Here is a 17713-nt window from a genome sequence, read left to right as displayed (position 1 = left end):
TCGCTGTCACCGCGGGCGTGTGCGCCGGTAACCTGACCCCATGACCGATGCCGCCGCTTCCCACGCCGCGACCACCGAAGCAGCCCAGACGCCGGTCGAGCGACCGCTCATCGTGCGGGTGCTCGTGCGCATGCCCGCGACCTTGGTCGTGGTCGCCGCGATCTTGATCGCGGGGGTCGCCTGGGGCGGCCTGTGGTCGAACTTTGAAGACAACCCCCTCTTCGACTCCGTGGCGTACGGTCTCCCGGCCTTCCAGGCGGGACAGTGGTGGACTCCCCTGACCGGCACGTTCTTCGTCAATCTGCCGTGGGTCTACATCCTCACGATCGCCGGCTTCGCCGGCATGGGTTATCTGGAATTCCGCCGCGGCACCCGGACGGCTCTCCTGTATTTCGGCGGCGGCCAGTTGTTCGCCGTGCTGGGCGCCGCCTTGTTCTTCTGGCTCGCCGCCATGCTGCCGTGGCCATGGGCGCAGTACGAGGCGCTGCTCACGGATGTAGGCCCATCGGGCGGCACGATGGCGTGCATCGCGGCAGCCATCGGCCTGCTGGTGGCGCCGTGGCGCACGCGTGCCTGGCTGGTCCTGCTCGCGTTCCTGTTCGTCGCGGTGCTCTTCTGGGGTGCGCTGGCCGATGTCGAGCACGCCGTGGCCGTGCTGGGCGTCCTGGCCGTCGATCGTTCGCTACGCGTGCAGCGCACGACGGTCCGCGAACAGCGCCTCGTCGGGTCGATCGCGATCCTCACGCTCGGGGCGGTGCAGATCCTCACGCTGCTCACCCCGACGTCCGGTCCGTTCGGCGACTCCGCCGCCGGTTCGGGGTCGTGGTGGGACGTGGCGATCGACACGGTCGTGATCCTCCTCGTCGCGACAGGATTGAACCGCGGACGCCGCTGGGCGTGGGTCGTCACGATCCTGCTCTCGGTCCTGAACATGATGGTCGGCGCTCTTCTGGTCGTCGCCATGCTGCTGCTGGACCACCAGGACGTCGAGCTCACGATCGACGGCGACCCGACCGTGCCGTTGGCGACCGCCGTGCTGTGGACGCTCGTGTTCATCTACCTGATCCTGGTGCGCCGCGCCTTCCAAGCCCGTCGCAGGTCGAGGATCGGCACCACCGCCGGGCCGGGACTGGACGAGGTGAAAGAGGACATCCGCCAGTACGGCGGCGGCACCCTCTCGTGGATGAGCACGTGGGGCGGCAACAACTTCGCCCGCACGACCAACGGTGTCGTCGTATACCAGCGCCGCGCCGGCGTCGCGCTCGCTCTGGCCGATCCGCTCGGACCGGAGGAGCATCGCGCAGAGTCGGTGCGGGAATTCATCGACATGGCCGAGCGCGCGGGCCTGATCCCGTGCTTCTTCAGCGCATCGGAGGCCACGCAGGCCGCTGTGCCCGACTCGTGGCGCAGCCTCGTCGTGGCCGACGACACGATCGTCGACCTGCCGGGGTTGGCATTCACCGGTAAGCAGTGGAACTCGGTGCGCACCGCCATGAACAAGGCCGGGCGCGAAGAGATGACGTTCCGGATGACGCAGCTCAAGAAGGAGTCGTGGGGCGTCCAGCAGCAGATCCGGGCGATCTCGGAGATGTGGGTGGGCGACAAGGGCCTTCCCGAGATGGGATTCACGCTCGGCTCACTCGATGAGGCCACAGACCCCGAGGTCCGCCTCGCGATCGCCGTGTCGCCGGAGGGCGACATCGACGGCTTCCTCTCGTGGCTGCCGGTCTACGGCGGCGACGGCGAGGTCAGGGGCTGGACCCTCGATCTGATGCGGCGCCGCGACGGCGGATTCGGTCCGGTGATGGAGTTCCTCATCGGCTCGTCCGCGCGCCTCTTCTCCGAGGAGGGCGCCCAGATCATGTCGCTCTCGGGTGCGCCGCTCGCTCACGACTACCCGCCGGATGCGGGGATGATCGCCGACCTCAGCGACAAGCTCGCCGATTCGCTGGAGCCGCTCTACGGATTCCAGTCGCTGCACAGGTTCAAGATGAAGTTCAACCCGCGCTTCGAGACGATGTACCTGCTCTTCCACGACGAGGGCGACCTCACCCGTATCGCGGCCGCGCTCACGCGCGCTTTCCTGCCCGACGCGACACTGCGACAGTTCGCCGGTGCGGGGATCGAGCTCGTGCGCGGTAGCGGCAAGGACTGACCCAGACGGTCCCTGAGCCCCCAGACGGTCCCTGAGCTTGTCGAAGGGTCGCGATCGACGCTCCGACAAGCTCAGCGACCGCTGTGCGTCACGTGCCCGTCAGATCGGACGGATGTTCTCGGCCTGGAGCCCCTTGGGGCCCTGCGCGACCTCGAACTCGACGCGCTGGTTCTCTTCGAGGGAGCGGTAGCCGCTCGCTGCGATCGCGGAGTAGTGCGCGAACACATCGGCGCCGCCGTCATCGGGAGCGATGAAGCCGAAGCCCTTCTCCGAGTTGAACCACTTGACAGTGCCCTGGGTACTCATTTCGTGCCGTTCTTCTGGAAGGAGCCGCGCCACGTGCGCGGTTGGCCCCACGCTAACGAACGCGGTCGGCGAACTCATCCCCGGGCCGGGATGGTGACACAAACGTTGCAACGGCGGCCCCCGCATCCGGTGTTGCGCCCCCCACCATTCGACGCCCGGGCCCGAGCGAGACTCGAAGGCCCGGGCGTCGACGGATCCCCCCGGATAGGCCACGCGAAGCGTGACTGGCGACAACTCTACTGATATATCGGTTCGGCGGCGAGGGTTTCACCCCGCCCCGGAACGGCGGACTTCTGCGGATCTGGGCTCGACGTACACTTGTCGCACCCATGAGCAGCGAGACGGCTTTCGCCCCCCTCGACCCCCGCGGCACGATCCTCGGCGACGAGGTGTTCACCGTCCTCGGCAACGCCATCCTCGATGGCAGTCTCCAGCCGGGCGAGCGTCTGCGAGATGTCGACATCGCCGCGCGGATGGGGGTATCGCGCACTCCCGTTCGCGAGGCCATCCAGCGCCTCGAGCGGATCGGCCTGGTCGAGGTCGCCGCGAACCGATACACGCGTGTGTCGGTCGCCGACGACCAGAAGCGGGCCGACACCCACGAGTTCGTCGTGCACCTGATGGGCGGCGCCCTCCGGATGGCACTGCCGCGCTGCACCGACGAGGAACTCGCCGCGGCCGTCGAACTCGCCGATGTCACCGTCACCGCTTCGCTCGCCGACGATCTGGCGGGAGTCATCGAGTCGAGTGCGGCGTTCCTGCAGGCGATCGGGCTTGCCACGGGCAACACGATGCTGCGGATCGTGATGGAGCAGGCCGAGATGGTCATCCGTCGCGATCTCGCCGGCTGGCAGCCGTACATCAAGGATCGAGACGAGCGCAGCGCGGCCTACGTCAGGTTGCGGGATGCTGTCGCCGCCCGCGACGGCATCCTCGCCGAGACGATGCTCCTCACCCTGCACGGGTTCTCCTGACCGCCTCACGAAAACAGGAGATCGCGCGAGCGCAGGAGGATGCTGCGGTGAGTCGCCCTGGTTTGGTGCGAAGTCCTGCGCTGGTGCGGGGCGGCCGCAACTCGTTTAGCGTGGTCCGGGTGGGCAACATCGCACTGCGCGACCTCGACGACGACGACTTCGACGCGATCTTCGAGATGATGCGCGACCCCGAGGCGGTCGCGATGGCGGCATTCACCGCATCCGACCCCGACGACCGCGCCGCGTTCGACGCATGGCTCGAGCGCCAGCGCACGACCGTCGGCGTGCGGATGTTCGTGGTGACCGAGAACGGCGGCTTCGCGGGGACCGCCGGGCTCTTCACCGTCGACGGCGACCGCGAGGTCACCTACTGGATCGCGCGGCACGCCTGGGGCCGAGGCGTCGCGACCGCTGCGCTCGAGCTGCTCGTCTCGCACGAGCCGGAGCGACCCCTCTACGCGCGCGCCGCGGCCGACAACGTCCGGTCGGTTGCGGTGCTGTCGAAGGCGGGCTTCACCGAGGTGCGGCGCGAGGTGAGCTTCGCGCCGGGTCTCGGCCGCGAGGTCGACGAGATCGTCTTCGCGCTCGTCCCCACCCTGGAATGAGAAAGACCCCCCGAAAAGCATGGGGGGTCTTTCTCATTCCGTGCGCGAGGCGGGAGTTGTCCCTACCGCCTCTCCGCTCGCCGCTTCGCGGCGGGCGGAGCCTCGGGCGGCAGGGGCCCGCCCGAGGCGGGTTCGCCGCGACACCTCGTCCAGGGAATGAGAAAGACCCCCCGAAAAGCATGGGGGGTCTTTCTCATCCGGTGCGCGAGGCGGGAGTTGAACCCGCACGCCCTTTCGGGCACTGGCACCTGAAGCCAGCGCGTCTGCCTATTCCGCCACTCGCGCGAACCGCGGCGTCCGAAGATCCACGACTCAACCTCCCGAGGATATCACGCGCCCCGCCGCACTCCTGAACTCCGGTGGGCACAACCCCCGCTGATTTCAACGAGATCGGAGCCCACTCGAGCGTGTTCTCGCGCCTCTCACGGTCACCACAGCGGAGCCAACTAGCATGTACGCGACCGGTTGGCCTGCCCGAGGAGCCCTGTGGGACTACTAGACAGCTTCGAGAAGGGTCTCGAGCGCGCGGTCAACAGCGCGTTCGCGAAGACCTTCCGCAGCGGCATCCAGCCTGTCGAGATCGCCTCCGCACTGCGCAGCGAGCTCGACAAGAAGGCCGCGGTCGTCACCCGCGATCGCATCCTCGCGCCCAACACGTTCACGGTGCGGCTCGCGCCGGCCGACAACGACCGGATGCTGACGATCGGCCCCGCTCTCGGCGACGAGCTCGACACACTCGTGCAGAAGCACGCGAAGGCGCAGGGCTACTCGTTCGCCGGCCCCGTCTCGATCGCCCTCGTCCGCGACGAGCAGCTGTCCACCGGGACGCTCCGGGTGGAATCGTCCACTGCGCAGGGCACGGTCGCATGGCGCGGTGTCATCGACATCGACGGGCGGCGGCATCCACTGGTGAAGTCGCGCACCGTGATCGGTCGCGGCAGCGACGCCGACATCACGATCGCCGACCCGGGCACCAGCCGCAGGCACGTCGAGATCCTCTGGGACGGCGAGCGCGCGATGGTCCGCGACATGAACTCGACGAACGGCACGCTCCTGGACGGACGCAAGGTCACCGAGGCGGCGCTGGCGCCCGATTCGACCGTGACGATCGGGCGCACCAAGATCGTGTTCCGCGTGGTTGCGCAGGCCGCCCCGCCGCGACCGTCGGCACAGGCATCCGATGTGACCCGCGTGTTCGACACCCGCCAAGGAGGACCGCTTCCGTGAGCGAGCTCACCCTCCTGCTGCTGCGCATCGGCTTCCTCCTGCTGCTGTGGTTCTTCGTGTTCGCGGTCGTCTATTCGCTGCGCGCCGACCTGTTCGGCGTGAAGGTGCGACGGATGCCGGAATCCGCCGCCCCCGCGGCAGCCGCCCCGGCGGCAGCCGCCCCGGCGGCAGCCGCCCCCGCCCCGGCTCAAGCCGGCGCCGCGACCGCCACGGTCGTACCGATCGGCGCCCCCAAGGCCGGGGTCAAAGGCGGACCGGCCACGACGTCGGCGGTCTCGCGCATCGTGATCACGAGCGGCCCGAAGACCGGACTCGAGCTGCCCCTCGGCACCGAGCCGCTGACGATCGGCCGGTCGAGCGAGTCGGGCCTGGTGATCCGCGACGATTACACCTCGAGCCACCACGCGCGTCTCGTGCTCTGGGGCGAGCAGTGGATGATCCAGGACCTCGATTCCACCAACGGCACGTGGCACGACGCCGCGCGCGTGACGGCGCCCGTGCCGATCACGGTCGGCGCCCCCATCAAGGTCGGCGCGACGACCTTCGAGCTGCGGAAGTAGCAGCGGACCCCTACCCATGGTCTTCCAAGGCTCGAGCACCGCGATCTCGCATACCGGCAAGGTGCGCTCCAACAACCAGGACTCCGGCTACGGGGGCTCGAACCTCTTCGCCGTCGCCGACGGCATGGGCGGTCACGCGGGCGGCGACGTCGCCTCGAGCCTGGCGATCATGCGCCTGCAGTCGGTGGATCAGCCGTTCGCCTCGACGTCCGAGGCCGAGCGGGCACTGCGCGATGCGATCTCGGATGCTGCGGCCGAGCTGATCGACACGGTCGCCGTGCGTCCGGAGCTGGCGGGGATGGGCACGACCGTCAGTGCGCTCGTGATGGTCGACGACTACGCAGTCATCGCGCACATCGGCGACTCGCGGATCTACCTGTACCGCGACGGCGCCCTCACTCAGATCACGACCGACCACACCTTCGTGCAGCGACTCGTCGATTCGGGGCGGATCACGCCGGAGGAGGCGCGATTCCACCCGCGCCGATCGGTGCTCATGCGGGTGCTCGGCGACATGGATGCCGACCCCGAGGTCGACACGTTCATCATGCCGACCCAGCAGGGCGACAGATGGCTCCTCTGCTCCGACGGCCTCTCGGGCGTCGTCGACGACGCCCACACCGCCAAGGCGCTCGGAGCGGGCCTCGCCCCGGGTCGCACCGCCGACGCGCTGCTCAAGCAGGCGCTCGACGGCGGCGCGCCCGACAACGTCACCCTCGTCCTGGTCGACGTCGGAGGACAGCATCCGATCTTCTCCGGCACGCCCACGATCGTGGGGTCGGCCTCCAACCCCATCGGCATCGAGGTGCCCGCGGCCCGATCGGGCCGCGGCGGATGGCTGCACCCGAATCGTCAGGCCGCCAACGAGCCGACGCATTTCGAGCCAGAGGCGCAGTTCCTCGAGGAGCTCATCGAAGAGGATCGGCGGCGGGCCCGGCGGCGGCGCGCGGGCTGGATCATCGGACTCGTCGTCGTGCTCGCCCTCATCGCGGGGGGGCTCTTCCTGGCCTATCAATGGACCCAGACCCGCTACTTCGTCGGCACCGACCAGGACACCGTGGTGATCTACCGCGGAATACAGCAGGACATCGGCCCGATCTCACTCTCGTCCGTGTACCTCGACACCGCGATCCCCATCGCCGATCTGCCCGAGTTCGAGCGATCCGCGGTCGAGGCGACGGTGTCTGCGCAGTCGCTCCAGGATGCCCAGCAGATCACCGACCGCCTCCGTGACACCGTGGCGGTGAGTCGATGACCGTCGCCCCCGAGCAGGTCTCTGCCGATACCGCGGTACTCCGGGCCCTGCGCCGCATCCGCGTTCCGCAGACGCACCGCAACCGCGAGCTCGCGCTCCTCATCTTCGCGATCGCGATCAACGCGTCCGCCGTCGCACTCGTGCAGCTCGGCGCCGCCGGGGTGATCGATCCGAAGTTCCTGATCTACTGCGGCGGACTCACCTCGCTCGCCATCGCGCTGCACATCGTCCTGAGGCTCGTCGCCAGAGATGCCGACCCGTTCGTCGTGCCGATCGCCACCCTCCTCACCGGCATCGGCATCGCGATGATCTACCGCATCGACATCGCCGATGGCCTGCACGGCTGGGGGGCATTCTCCACTCGGCAGCTCGCGTGGGCCGGCATCGCACTGGTCGGTGCGATCCTCATTGTGGTGCTGCTGCGCAACTACCGCGTGCTCTTCCGGTACACGTACGTGTCGGGGTTCATCGGCATCCTCCTGCTCGTGCTGCCGTTCATCCCCGGCATCGGCACCGATGCCAACGCGAATGTATGGGTGTCGTTCGGCATCTTCTCCTTCCAGCCCGGCGAGCTCGCCAAGATCGCCCTCGCCATCTTCTTCGCCGGCTACCTCGTCCGCACCCGCGAGAGCCTGACGTCGGTGGGAACGCGGTTCCTCGGCATGACGTGGCCGCGTGCCCGCGAACTCGGACCACTCCTGGTGATCTGGCTGGTCTCGCTCGGCATCATCGTGTTGCAGCGCGACCTCGGCACGGGTCTGCTGATCTTCGGAATGTTCGTGGCGATGCTGTACGTGGCGACCGGCAAGACGAGCTGGGTCATCATCGGCGTCATCCTGGCCGCGGGCGGCGCGTTCCTGGCCTCGCGCGTGCTCCCGTACGTCGGCGGCCGGTTCGCGAACTGGCTGGATGCCTTCAGCCCCGAGGTGATCGACCGCAACGGCGGCAGCTACCAGCTCGTGCAGGGCATCTTCGGTCTCGCGCAGGGCGGTCTCATCGGCACGGGTCTCGGACAGGGCAGGCCCTACATCACCCCGCTCGCGCAGAGCGACTACATCCTGCCCAGCCTAGGCGAAGAGCTCGGGCTCGTCGGGGTCTTCGCCATCCTGTGCCTCTACATGGTCTTCACGAGCCGCGGCATCCGCATCGGGCTCGCCGGTCAGGACGACTTCGGCAAGCTCCTCGCGACTGGCCTGTCGTTCATCATCGCCCTCCAGGTGTTCATCATGGTCGGCGGCGTCACACGTCTGATCCCCTTGACCGGCCTCACCACACCGTTTCTCGCCGCCGGCGGATCGTCGCTGGTCGCGAACTGGCTGATCGTCGCGTTGCTGCTGCGCATTTCGGATGCTGTCCGCAGCCGTCCTCGGGTGGTGATCGGCTGACATGACTAAAGAACTTAGAAGACTCAGCATCCTGATGCTCATCATGTTCCTCGCGCTGTTCGGCTCGACGAGCTGGATCCAGGTCGTGCAGGCCGAATCGCTGTCGCAGAACGAGCGCAATACGCGCGCCCTGTACGACTCCTATCAGGTGCAGCGCGGCTCGATCATCGCGTCGGGTTCCGCGATCGCCTCATCGGTGCCCTCCGACGACGTGTACAGCTGGCAGCGCATCTACACCGATGCCGACCTGTGGGCGCCGGTGACGGGCTTCATCAATCCCGCGCTCGGCTCGGCCACGGGCATCGAGCAGGCGATGAACCAGGAGCTCAGCGGCAAGGCCGGCTCGCAGTTCCTGGATCGGGTCGAGCGGATCATCACGGGTCAGACGCCCCGCGGCTCCAACGTCGTCCTCTCGCTCGACGCGAACGTGCAGCGGGTCGCGTACGAAGCGTTGAGCGGGCTCCAGGGCGCGGTCATCGCGATCGAGCCGTCGAGCGGCCGCGTCCTCGCGATGGCGACGAGCCCCAGCTACGACACGAACCTGCTCGCCACGCACGACAGCGACGGGGCGAACGCCGCGTACGACATCCTCGACACCGACCCCGCGCATCCCCTCTTCAACCGTGCGATCGGGGGAGACCTCAATCCGCCGGGATCGACGTTCAAGCTCGTCGTGGCCTCGGCCGCGCTGGCATCCGGCACTTACACCCCCGCCTCGACGCTGCCGAACCTCGCGTCGTACACGCTCCCCGGAACGACGACGGCGATCAGCAACGCGGGCGGCGGCACGTGCGGTGGCGGCGACACCGTCACGATCGCCGACGCGTTGCGGTTGAGCTGCAACATCCCGATGGCGCAGCTCGCCGTGCTGGTGGGTGACGACGCGATCCGCGAAGAGGCGGAGAAGTACGGGTTCAACTCGTCGTTCACGATGCCGCTGACCTCGACCGCCTCGACCTACCCGCGCGGGCTGTCCGACGACCGCACCGCTCTCACGGGCTTCGGGCAGGGTGACGTGCGGGCCACCCCGCTGCAGATGGCGATGGTCTCGGCGGGCATCGCCAACGGCGGAGTCGTGATGAACCCGCGCATGGTGGATCGAGTCGTCGCACCGGATCTGTCGGTGCAGAAGACGTTCGACGACACCCAGTTCGGGCGCGCGCTCGACCCGGGTCTGGCACAGGAGATGGTGACGATGATGGTGGCCAATGTCAGTGATGGCGCAGCCTCGGGTGCAAGAATAGACGGGGTCGACGTGGCCGGTAAGACGGGCACCGCGGAGAATGGGTCGGACCAGCCCTACACGCTGTGGTTCACCGGGTTCGCCCCGGCGACGAACCCTCAGGTCGCCGTAGCCGTTGTCGTTGAAGACGGCGGCGGGCAGGGTCAAACGGGCAGCGGCAACACCATCGCGGCGCCCATCGCGAAAAAGGTCATGGAGGCGGTGCTGGGGAAATGAGACCGACGCAGGGAGTGACCTTCGGCGGCCGCTACGAGCTCGACTCGCGGATCGCCATCGGCGGCATGGGCGAGGTGTGGGAGGCGACCGACCACGTGATCGGCCGCACCGTGGCGATCAAGATCCTCAAAGACGAGTACATGGGCGACCCGGGGTTCCTCGAGCGTTTCCGCGCCGAAGCCCGTCACGCCGCGCTCGTCAACCACGAAGGCATCGCGAGCGTCTTCGATTACGGCGAGGAGGCCGGAAGCGCCTTCCTGGTGATGGAACTCGTCCCCGGCGAGGCACTGTCGACCATCCTCGAGCGCGACGGATCGTTGTCGACCGACAAGACCCTCGACATCGTGGCCCAGACCTCCGCGGCGCTGCAAGCCGCCCACTCCGCCGGTCTGGTGCACCGTGACATCAAGCCCGGCAACCTGCTGATCACCCCCGACGGCCGCGTCAAGATCACCGACTTCGGGATCGCACGCATCGCCGACCAGGTGCCGCTGACGGCGACCGGTCAGGTGATGGGCACCGTGCAGTACCTGTCGCCCGAGCAGGCGTCCGGTCACCCCGCGTCACCGGCGACCGACACGTACTCGCTCGGCATCGTCGCCTACGAGAGCCTCGCGGGCAAGCGTCCGTTCACTGGCGAATCGCAGGTCGCGATCGCGATGGCGCAGATCAACGAGCAGCCGCCGCCGCTTCCGCCGACGGTCGCTGTACCCGTGCAGAACCTCGTCATGGCGATGATCGCGAAGAAGCCGGAGGATCGCCCCGCCTCGGCTGCGGCGGTCGCGCGCGCGGCCACGGCTCTGCGCCGTGGCGATCTCGCCACGGCTGCCGCGGCCGTGCCGGCGATCGCGACCGGCGCCACCGCCAGTGACGATGCGACGCAGCTGCTGACCTCGACCGACGGCGCCGACGCGACGCGCCTCCTGCCCGCTGCAGAACCGGCGGCCGAAGGCTCCGAGCGCAAGCGCAGCCCGTGGACCTGGCCGCTCATCGCCCTGATCGTGCTGCTCGTGCTCGTAATCGCCGGCACGGTCTGGGCGCTGGTCGCCAATCAGACCCCTGCGCCAGGCCCCACCGACTCGCCGAGCGTATCGGTCGGCCCATCGCGCACACCGACTCCGACCCCGACCCCGACCGCCACCAGGATCAACATCGATGCCCTGAACCTGGTGGGCATGGACTGCTCCGCTGCGAGCGACGCGGCCAAGGCCGCCGGCGTCGAAGCGGTCAACTGCGTAGGTGGCGACCCGGCTCCGACCGCGACCGACGTGAACAAGGTCTACCGAGTGTCTCCGACCGGACGCATCGAGCCCTCGCAGCTGCTCACGCTCACGTTCTACAGCGACCAGACGCCGATGGCGACACCGACCGCGCCCACGCTGCCCGCACAAGTGAACGCGGGCGGAACCGCGAAAGTCGGTTGGACGGGCTACACGTGCCCCGCAGGCACGTCGGTCACCGCCTACAACCTGGTCGCGACCAACGGCATCTTCGCGGTCAACGGCGCATCGTCGGCCTCATTCGGGCCAAACGATCGCGAGGGCGACATCAACGTCGCAAACGCCGCCGGCACGTTGACGGTCAAGTACACCGTCACCTGCAGCGGTAGCGCTGGCCAGCGCGCCTCGGGTGACTCGCCCGAGGCCAATGCGCAGATCGTGACGACGACGCCGCCCGCCACGTCTACGCCGACCCCCTGATCGACCCTCCCAGCCTGGCCCGGTCATCGGACTGGGTTAGGCTGGGATCTTTCCACCCAGGGAGCGACCGTGACAGCTGAGCCACGCGTGCTTTCGGGGCGCTACCGCGTCGACGAGATCATCGGGCGCGGTGGCATGGCCTCCGTCTATCGCGGTTACGACCTCACGCTCGGTCGTCAGATCGCGATCAAGATCCTGAAGCACGACCTCGCGTCCGACAACGCATTCCGCACCCGCTTCCGCCTCGAGGCGCAGGCCGCGTCGCGGATGGCGCATCCCACGATCGTGCGGGTGTACGACGCGGGCGAAGACACCGAGATCGGGCCGGACGGCACGTCGCACCCCATCCCCTACATCGTGATGGAACTCGTACACGGCGAACTCCTGAAAGACATCATCTCCGAGGGCCCCGTGCCGGTGGCCGACGCGGTGCGCTACGTCGACGGCATCCTCGAGGCTCTGGAGTACTCCCACCGTGCCGGCGTCGTGCACCGCGACATCAAGCCAGGCAACGTGATGGTGACCGAGGCCGGTCAGGTCAAGGTCATGGACTTCGGCATCGCACGCGCGGTGTCGGATTCGTCGTCCACGGTCGCCGAGACGACCGCCATCCTCGGCACGGCCGCGTACTTTTCGCCGGAGCAGGCCAAGGGTGAGCCGGTCGACGCGCGTGCCGACCTGTACTCGGCCGGGGTGGTGCTCTACGAGATGCTTGCCGGACGCCCGCCGTTCCGGGGCGAATCGCCGGTGGCGGTCGCCTACCAGCACGTGAGCGAGACGCCGCTGGCTCCCTCCGAGGTCAACGAGACCGTGCCGCGGGCGCTGGATGCCGTCACCCTGCGCGCGCTCGCGAAGGATCCGTTCCAGCGGTATCAGGATGCTGCGAGCTTCCGTGAGGCGCTCGACGCGACGATCGACGGCGCATCGCCGTCCAAACGTCAGCTCGGCGCGCTCACCAGCGAACTGTACGGCCCGAGCCCGCGCCAGGCGGCCGAGACGGCGCGGTCGCTCCGGCAGCTGAGCACCGACACCACGATGAAGCGCACGCAGGCCGGGCCCCCGGCCGCATGGATCTGGGCGGGCGTCGCCGTACTGGCGGTCCTGCTGATCTCGGTGCTCATCTGGGTGATGACGATTCCGCGCGGCAATGAGATCCCCGCCAACTCGCGCATCGTTCCGGATGTCGTCGACGTGGGCTACGACAAGGCGAACTCGATGCTCGCCGAGGAGGATCTGGTCGCCTTCCGCATCGACGAGGCCGACTCGGACATCGCCGAGGGCAACGTGACCCGCACCGATCCGGCCGCAGGCGCTTCGGTCAATCCCGGGCAGCGCATCACGGTGTACGTCTCGAAGGGGCAGCAGACCGCCACGGTTCCGGTGCTCGTCGGGCTCTCGCAGGAGGCGGCGAACGCCGCGCTGACCCAGGTGGGCCTCGCACTCGGCGCGGTGGTATCTCGCAACGACCCCGGCCTGGCCGCCGGTGTCGTGATCTCGGCCGCCGAACCCGATGGCGCGGTCGTGCCGGTCGGCACGACCGTCGATCTCGTGGTCGCGACCGGACGCGTCGTGATCAACGACCTCACCGGCTACACGGTCGAGGCGGCGACCCGCGAACTCGAGGATCCTGCTTCGCAGCTCACCGTGGCCACCCAAGAGGATCCGAGCTGCAAGGCGTCGACCCCGACGATCGTCAAGACCCAGTCCCTCCCGCCGGGCGAGGCGCCGGTCCACTCCACGGTCACCCTGACCTACTGCACCGGCCCCTGACGCGTCGCGGTCAGCGACGTGGGCTCAGCGCGGCGCCTCTGACCGCGGCATCCGCTACGCCCACACTCTCGAGCCAGTTGCCGAGCAGCCGATGGCCGCCCTCGGTCAGCACGCTCTCCGGGTGGAACTGCACGCCCCAGAGCGGCAGTTCGCGATGCGCGACGCCCATGATCGTGCCGCTGTCGGTGCGAGCGGTCACGACGAGCTCGGCCGGGACGGTGTGGGGGACGATCGCGAGAGAGTGGTACCTCGTGGCGGTGAACGGGTCGGGCAGGCCGGCGTAGAGCGGGCTGCTGTCGTGATGCACCCGCGAGGTCATGCCGTGCATCAGCTCGGGCGCGTGATCGACGCGCGCGCCGAACGCTTCGCCGATCGCCTGGTGCCCGAGGCAGACCCCCAGGAGCGGGATGCTGCGCTCGGCCGCCGCACGGATCACGGCGATCGACGCACCGGCCTGCGCGGGCGCGCCAGGACCGGGGGAGACGAGCACTCCGCGGTAGGCGGCGATGGCGGATGCTGCGGCATCCGGATCGATCGCATCGGCCTCGATCAGGGTCGTCGTCGCGCCCAGCTCGTGCAGGTAGCCCACGAGGGTGTGCACGAAGCTGTCATGGTTGTCGACGACGAGCACGTCCGCGCTCACTGGACAGTGACGTCCTGGGGGTTCACGAACTGGCTCACCCAGGGGAACACCCAGAAGAACAGGCCGTACAGCACCGCCGCTGCCAGGACGAGGAGAATGAGCACCCGCACCCACCAGGGTCCTGGCAGGATGTGCCACAGTCCGGCGTACATCAGGTGGTCAGCCCTTCGGTCAGCGACCGCGGGGGACCCGACGATCGGGGCGTGAACGATTCGAACACGCTGTACCCGACGATCCGCTCGCTCATCGCGTACATCGGACTGCAGCTCGTCATCGTCATGAACCGCTCTCCGGCGGGCGCGGTCGTGGCCTGGGGAACGGGCAAGAGTACTTCGACCGCGTCGGGGGTGACGTATTCGAGCGTGCGGAAGCGGTAGGTGTACCACCCGTCGGGCGTCTCGATCACGATCGCATCGCCGACGTGCAGGTCGGCGATGCGGTTGAACGGCTTGCCCCAGGTGGTGCGGTGGGCGGCGAGCGCGAAGTTGCCGACCTCGCCGGGCATCTTCGTGCCCGGGTAGTGTCCGATGCCGATCGGGTCGAGCGTTCCCTCGCGGGTGACGCCGCCGGCGATACTGACGTTGTAGTCAGCTCCGAAACGCGGGATCAGCATCGTGCCGAACACCTGCGCGTCCTCGGGCTGCGGCAGGACGACCGGATCCGCGGTGGCCGGCGTGGCGGCGGGAACGGTGGCCGACTTCGGGTGGGCGCGGTAGTCGTCCTCCCACTGCTGCGAGAGCTGCTGCCCCGCCGCGTTGCGCTCCGCGCCGTAGATCACGTCGCCGATCCAGAGTTGCCACGAGACGTAGAGGAGTGTGACGACGCCGATGGTGATGAGGATCTCGCCGAGGACTCCGAAGAACGAAGCCCGGCGACGCCGAGGGCGGAGGGTCGGCGCGGCCGGCCCATTCGCCTTTTTCGTCGCAGCGCTCACAGTGGGGATTCTACTGAGCGGGCGCTGTGATCAGGCTGGCAGAAGGGCATGCCTGTCGACGATGCCTTGGCGGGGCGGGTTGGCCGGGTAGAATGGTCGCCATGGCACGGTCAGCAAAGAACGACGATCCGCTCGTCGAGCGCAGTGAGGGTGAGGCCGCGCCCAACCCGGTGTGGTTCAAGCCGATCATGCTCGGGCTCATGCTCGTCGGGCTCGTGTGGGTGCTGGTCTTCTACCTGAGCGGCATGCAGTATCCGATTCCCGGCATCGACGCCTGGAATCTCGTCATCGGCTTCGGGATCGCGTTCATCGGGTTCCTGATGACGACCCGCTGGCGATAGCGCTCCTCGCTTCGAATTACACCCGTGTGATTCATCCCCAGGTGTGGATGAATCTGTGGATAACTTCCACACGCACCAGTGCGGCGGTGATCGAGTAGCGAGCTCGCGAGCGTATCGAGATCTCGCTACCCGTACACCGCGACGGGGATCAGCAGGATCAGCGCGAGGGTCAGCGCGCTCAACAGCACGACCTGCAGTCGCCGCCGTCTGACCGATCTCGTCCGGGCGAAGATGAACCCGGCCACAGCTCCCGCGATCAGGCCCCCGAGGTGCGCCTGCCACGAGATCTGCACCGCGGCCATCGAGCCTGCCATCAAACCTTGCACGAACGGGAACGCGAAGTTGATCCCGATCAGGATCGCGATGCCCGTGACGTTCGCGCCGATGTGCCGGCCGATCACGAGGAGCGCGCCGAACAGACCGAAGATCGCACCGGAGGCACCCACCACCGGCACGCCGAACCCGAGGAGCGCGACCCCGACCGATCCGCCCAGCCCGCTGATCAGATACAGCGCGAGAAACCGCCCGCGCCCGAGCAGCGGTTCGAGGCTGCGCCCGATCATCCAGAGCGCGAGCATGTTGAGCCCGACATGCCAGAAGCCCTGGTGCACCAGCAGCACGGTGAACAGCCGCCACGGCTGGAACACGCCCGACAGCTCCGGGTACAGCAGCGGCGCGTAGAACGCGAACCACTGCTGCACCGGTGAGCCGGGAATCAACTGCGTCAGGTAGGCGATCGCCGTGACCAGGATGATCCCGTACGTCACCAGCGGTCGAGAATCGGATGCGGTGACCACCCGAGCGCGAGATCGACCCCAGCGCCGCTGCGCCTTCACCTGGGCCGGGGTCTGGGTCTTTTGCTGGTCACGGAGGCACTCCGGGCAGATCACGCCGACGGCTGCCTGCGTCTGGCATTCGGGGCAGATCGTGCGCAGACACCGCTGACACAGCACGAAGCTCTGCCGATCGGGATGCCGATAGCAGAAGTTGTCGCTGTTGCGGCGGAATTCGGTGGTGGTCACAACTGTGGCGGGTGATGCCTAGACCGTGACGATGTCGATCGACTGCAGGACGACGGGCTCGATCGGGCGATCGCCCGCGCCGGTCGGCACTGCACCGAGCGAGTCGACGACCGCACGGGAGGCGGCATCCGCCACCTCACCGAAGATCGTGTGCTTTCCCTGCAGCCACGGCGTCGGGTCGGTCGTGATGAAGAACTGCGAGCCGTTGGTGCCTTCGGCCTTGCCGGTGATCGCGTTGCGACGCAGGCCGGCGTTGGCCATCGCGAGCTTGTACGGGTCGTTGAAGTTCAGCTCGCCGTTGATCTCGTCGTCGAAGTTGTAGCCCGGGCCGCCGGTGCCCTGACCGAGCGGGTCGCCGCCCTGGATCATGAAGTTCGGGATGATGCGGTGGAAGACGACGTCCTTGTAGAGCGGGCCCTCGCCGGGCTTGCCGGTCTTGGGATCGGTCCACTGGCCGGTGCCGTCGGCGAGACCGACGAAGTTCTTGACGGTACGGGGAGCGTGGTCGCCGTAGAGGTTGACGACGATGTCGCCGTGGTTGGTGTGCAGAGTGGCAACCGCTGTGTGCTGAGGCATGCGTACATTCTCTCAGAGTTCTGTGCAAGGCCTCCCGCTCTGGGCCACGTCTGGCAAGATGGGACGACCATCACCTCAGCCTTTAGGGAGGGCCCCTCGTGAGCCTCAGCCGCAAGCGCAAGAAGGAACTCCAGAAGCTCCAGTCCCAGGCGAACGACCTGTGGGCGTCGCAGCAGATCCTCGTCAGCGAGGCAGCCGATGTGGCGCGCCAAGCGGGTCGTCAGCTCGGTCACTTCCACCGTGAACAGGTCGTCCCCACCGTGAAGGACGGCTACGGGCGCTACGCCGCCCCGTATGTCGACAAGAGCGTCAAGTTCTCCAGGCAGGTACTCTCGGATCGGGTCGTTCCCGCCGCGGGCGCGGTCGTCGGTTCGGCCCTGTCCGTGTGGGACGCCGCGAACGACACCCGCGCGCGCATCGCGAGCGGCAGCGGATTCCCGGATGCCCGCTCCTACGCCAAGAGCCTCGACAAGTACGGCGATGCCGCGAGCAAGAAGATCGCCGCATCGCTCGCCTTCGCCCAGCCGCAGAAGAAGGGCATCGGTGCTGGCGGCGTGATCGCCATCATCCTCGGCGTCGCCGCCGCGGCCGGAGTGCTCTACGCCGCGTGGCAGACGCTGCGCGCCGACGACGAGCTGTGGGTGGCTGACGACCCGCTGCGCGCGCCCGACGCCTGAGCCATCCTGCGGAGGTCGAGTAGCGAGCGCCAGCTCCACGGCCCGCGCACGTCGAGTAGCGGGCGCCAGCTCCACGGCCTGCGGAGGTCGAGTAGCGAGCGCCAGCGAGCGTATCGAGACCGGA

Annotated in this window: 18 protein-coding genes and 1 tRNA gene; 12 read left to right on the top strand and 7 right to left on the bottom strand. The window is 68.2% G+C overall.

The annotated features are described in order from the left end of the window. Positions 1–40: 40 nt before the first annotated feature. Positions 41–2155, top strand: coding sequence for a bifunctional lysylphosphatidylglycerol flippase/synthetase MprF (locus ACFE6Z_RS14950; protein ID WP_375386493.1), 2115 nt, complete (start codon positions 41–43; stop codon positions 2153–2155). 99 nt (positions 2156–2254) lie between these two features. On the opposite strand, the gene ACFE6Z_RS14945 is transcribed toward ACFE6Z_RS14950, so the two are convergent. After that, on the bottom strand, positions 2255–2461 hold the full coding sequence (locus ACFE6Z_RS14945) for a cold-shock protein (protein WP_375386492.1): 207 nt from the start codon (positions 2459–2461) through the stop codon (positions 2255–2257). A gap of 329 nt (positions 2462–2790) precedes the next feature. On the opposite strand from ACFE6Z_RS14945, the gene ACFE6Z_RS14940 reads away from it, so the two are divergent. Then, on the top strand, positions 2791–3435 hold the full coding sequence (locus ACFE6Z_RS14940; RefSeq protein WP_375386491.1) for a GntR family transcriptional regulator: 645 nt from the start codon (positions 2791–2793) through the stop codon (positions 3433–3435). Positions 3436–3554: 119 nt separating this feature from the next. Next, positions 3555–4040: a GNAT family N-acetyltransferase gene (locus ACFE6Z_RS14935; RefSeq protein ID WP_375386490.1), complete on the top strand. Its 486-nt coding sequence runs from the start codon at positions 3555–3557 to the stop codon at positions 4038–4040. A gap of 201 nt (positions 4041–4241) precedes the next feature. On the opposite strand, the gene ACFE6Z_RS14930 is transcribed toward ACFE6Z_RS14935, so the two are convergent. Continuing rightward, positions 4242–4325: transfer RNA gene (locus ACFE6Z_RS14930), tRNA-Leu, on the bottom strand. A 201-nt stretch (positions 4326–4526) separates the two neighbouring features. On the opposite strand from ACFE6Z_RS14930, the gene ACFE6Z_RS14925 reads away from it, so the two are divergent. The 7 genes from ACFE6Z_RS14925 to pknB all read left to right on the top strand — a co-directional run bounded on the left by ACFE6Z_RS14925 (position 4527) and on the right by pknB (position 13396). Beyond that, complete coding sequence (locus ACFE6Z_RS14925) at positions 4527–5267, top strand: FhaA domain-containing protein (protein ID WP_375386489.1); 741 nt, start codon at positions 4527–4529, stop codon at positions 5265–5267. Continuing rightward, the gene (locus ACFE6Z_RS14920) at positions 5264–5827 is read left to right on the top strand and encodes an FHA domain-containing protein (RefSeq protein ID WP_375386488.1); all 564 of its coding nucleotides are present in this window, start codon (positions 5264–5266) and stop codon (positions 5825–5827) included. The genes ACFE6Z_RS14925 and ACFE6Z_RS14920 overlap by 4 nt, the downstream gene beginning before the upstream one ends. A gap of 16 nt (positions 5828–5843) precedes the next feature. Then, positions 5844–7082, top strand: a complete 1239-nt coding sequence (locus tag ACFE6Z_RS14915; protein WP_375386487.1) for a PP2C family protein-serine/threonine phosphatase — start codon at positions 5844–5846, stop codon at positions 7080–7082. After that, a complete protein-coding gene (locus tag ACFE6Z_RS14910; protein WP_375386486.1) occupies positions 7079–8467 on the top strand; it encodes an FtsW/RodA/SpoVE family cell cycle protein in 1389 nt (462 codons plus the stop codon). Before ACFE6Z_RS14915 ends, ACFE6Z_RS14910 begins: the two co-directional genes overlap by 4 nt. 1 nt (position 8468) lies before the next feature. Next, positions 8469–9926: a peptidoglycan D,D-transpeptidase FtsI family protein gene (locus tag ACFE6Z_RS14905; protein ID WP_375386485.1), complete on the top strand. Its 1458-nt coding sequence runs from the start codon at positions 8469–8471 to the stop codon at positions 9924–9926. Next, complete coding sequence (locus ACFE6Z_RS14900) at positions 9923–11626, top strand: serine/threonine-protein kinase (RefSeq protein WP_375386484.1); 1704 nt, start codon at positions 9923–9925, stop codon at positions 11624–11626. The genes ACFE6Z_RS14905 and ACFE6Z_RS14900 overlap by 4 nt, the downstream gene beginning before the upstream one ends. A gap of 69 nt (positions 11627–11695) precedes the next feature. Then, the gene (gene pknB, locus ACFE6Z_RS14895; protein ID WP_375386483.1) at positions 11696–13396 is read left to right on the top strand and encodes a Stk1 family PASTA domain-containing Ser/Thr kinase; all 1701 of its coding nucleotides are present in this window, start codon (positions 11696–11698) and stop codon (positions 13394–13396) included. A 10-nt stretch (positions 13397–13406) separates the two neighbouring features. Here the strand turns inward: pknB and ACFE6Z_RS14890 are convergent, their stop codons facing one another. From ACFE6Z_RS14890 to ACFE6Z_RS14880, 3 genes are read right to left on the bottom strand one after another with little or no spacing between them, the layout of a single operon-like run. Further along, positions 13407–14039 carry an anthranilate synthase component II gene (locus ACFE6Z_RS14890; protein WP_375386482.1) on the bottom strand — a complete coding sequence of 211 codons (633 nt, stop codon included), beginning with the start codon at positions 14037–14039 and terminating at the stop codon, positions 13407–13409. Beyond that, the gene (locus ACFE6Z_RS14885; protein ID WP_375386481.1) at positions 14036–14191 is read right to left on the bottom strand and encodes a hypothetical protein; all 156 of its coding nucleotides are present in this window, start codon (positions 14189–14191) and stop codon (positions 14036–14038) included. The genes ACFE6Z_RS14890 and ACFE6Z_RS14885 overlap by 4 nt, the downstream gene beginning before the upstream one ends. Beyond that, complete coding sequence (locus tag ACFE6Z_RS14880) at positions 14191–14973, bottom strand: class E sortase (RefSeq protein ID WP_375386480.1); 783 nt, start codon at positions 14971–14973, stop codon at positions 14191–14193. Before ACFE6Z_RS14880 ends, ACFE6Z_RS14885 begins: the two co-directional genes overlap by 1 nt. 101 nt (positions 14974–15074) lie before the next feature. Between ACFE6Z_RS14880 and ACFE6Z_RS14875 the strand changes: the two genes are divergently transcribed. After that, positions 15075–15314 carry a cell division protein CrgA gene (locus ACFE6Z_RS14875; protein ID WP_375386479.1) on the top strand — a complete coding sequence of 80 codons (240 nt, stop codon included), beginning with the start codon at positions 15075–15077 and terminating at the stop codon, positions 15312–15314. Positions 15315–15439: 125 nt separating this feature from the next. Here the strand turns inward: ACFE6Z_RS14875 and ACFE6Z_RS14870 are convergent, their stop codons facing one another. Together ACFE6Z_RS14870 and ACFE6Z_RS14865 are read right to left on the bottom strand one after the other, a co-directional pair. Next, complete coding sequence (locus tag ACFE6Z_RS14870) at positions 15440–16336, bottom strand: rhomboid family intramembrane serine protease (protein ID WP_375386478.1); 897 nt, start codon at positions 16334–16336, stop codon at positions 15440–15442. Between the two features lie 18 nt (positions 16337–16354). Then, positions 16355–16912, bottom strand: a complete 558-nt coding sequence (locus ACFE6Z_RS14865; RefSeq protein WP_375386477.1) for a peptidylprolyl isomerase — start codon at positions 16910–16912, stop codon at positions 16355–16357. Between the two features lie 98 nt (positions 16913–17010). Between ACFE6Z_RS14865 and ACFE6Z_RS14860 the strand changes: the two genes are divergently transcribed. Beyond that, the gene (locus ACFE6Z_RS14860) at positions 17011–17589 is read left to right on the top strand and encodes a DNA helicase (RefSeq protein ID WP_375386476.1); all 579 of its coding nucleotides are present in this window, start codon (positions 17011–17013) and stop codon (positions 17587–17589) included. Positions 17590–17713: the final 124 nt, after the last annotated feature.

This window comes from uncultured Microbacterium sp., assembly GCF_964244775.1.
Taxonomy (GTDB): domain Bacteria; phylum Actinomycetota; class Actinomycetes; order Actinomycetales; family Microbacteriaceae; genus Microbacterium.
Note: the sequence above shows the minus strand (reverse complement) of the source record. Positions and strands in the feature narration are given on the sequence as shown.

Bases quoted from the DNA above. Each gene is read 5' to 3' on its own strand.
- ACFE6Z_RS14885 (WP_375386481.1), bottom strand. From the start codon at position 14,191: ATGTACGCCGGACTGTGGCACATCCTGCCAGGACCCTGGTGGGTGCGG.
- ACFE6Z_RS14865 (WP_375386477.1), bottom strand. From the start codon at position 16,912: ATGCCTCAGCACACAGCGGTTGCCACTCTGCACACCAACCACGGCGAC.
- ACFE6Z_RS14900 (WP_375386484.1), top strand. From the start codon at position 9,923: ATGAGACCGACGCAGGGAGTGACCTTCGGCGGCCGCTACGAGCTCGAC.
- ACFE6Z_RS14940 (WP_375386491.1), top strand. From the start codon at position 2,791: ATGAGCAGCGAGACGGCTTTCGCCCCCCTCGACCCCCGCGGCACGATC.
- ACFE6Z_RS14910 (WP_375386486.1), top strand. From the start codon at position 7,079: ATGACCGTCGCCCCCGAGCAGGTCTCTGCCGATACCGCGGTACTCCGG.
- ACFE6Z_RS14915 (WP_375386487.1), top strand. From the start codon at position 5,844: ATGGTCTTCCAAGGCTCGAGCACCGCGATCTCGCATACCGGCAAGGTG.
- ACFE6Z_RS14950 (WP_375386493.1), top strand. From the start codon at position 41: ATGACCGATGCCGCCGCTTCCCACGCCGCGACCACCGAAGCAGCCCAG.
- ACFE6Z_RS14875 (WP_375386479.1), top strand. From the start codon at position 15,075: ATGGCACGGTCAGCAAAGAACGACGATCCGCTCGTCGAGCGCAGTGAG.
- ACFE6Z_RS14945 (WP_375386492.1), bottom strand. From the start codon at position 2,461: ATGAGTACCCAGGGCACTGTCAAGTGGTTCAACTCGGAGAAGGGCTTC.
- ACFE6Z_RS14905 (WP_375386485.1), top strand. From the start codon at position 8,469: ATGACTAAAGAACTTAGAAGACTCAGCATCCTGATGCTCATCATGTTC.